Annotated in this window: 1 protein-coding gene and 1 pseudogene; both read left to right on the top strand. The window is 64.7% G+C overall.

The annotated features are described in order from the left end of the window. Positions 1-143, top strand: a 143-nt coding sequence (locus QSK36_RS43130) for an RICIN domain-containing protein (RefSeq protein WP_352241957.1), incomplete at its 5' end; no start/stop codon positions are given. 32 nt (positions 144-175) lie between these two features. Continuing rightward, a pseudogene (locus QSK36_RS43125) lies at positions 176-425 on the top strand (hypothetical protein); the annotation flags it as partial.

The following is a 425-nucleotide window of genomic DNA, read 5'->3' as shown; positions in this document are numbered from 1 at the left end:
GGCGCCTCAACTCCGACGGGAGCATCACCGCCGTCGGCGCGAACAAGTGCCTCGACGTGTACAACAACGGCACCGCCAACGGCAGCAAGGTCATCATCTGGACCTGCAACGGCCAGAACAACCAGAAATGGACCCGCGTCTGAGCGGGAGTGATCAGCAGAAGGGCATTGTGCACATGGCACTTCTGAATAGCGGCCACCTCTTATCCAGGCGCACGGTCGCCTGGATGGTGGGCCTGCTGTGCGTGCTGGCGTTGCTCCCGGCCGGCGCGGCCCGGGCGGACAACCCGATCGTGCAGACCATCTACACCGCCGACCCGGCGCCGCTGGTCTACAACGGCCGGGTCTACCTCTACACCGGACACGACGAGGACGGATCGACGTACTTCACCATGAAGGACTGGCGCGTCTGGTCGTCGGCGGACA

Origin of the sequence: Microbispora sp. NBRC 16548 (assembly GCF_030268985.1) — a bacterium.
In the GTDB taxonomy this organism is placed as follows: Bacteria; Actinomycetota; Actinomycetes; order Streptosporangiales; family Streptosporangiaceae; genus Microbispora; species Microbispora catharanthi.
The sequence above is the reverse complement of the archived record's forward strand: the minus strand, read 5'-3'. Positions and strand labels throughout refer to the sequence as shown.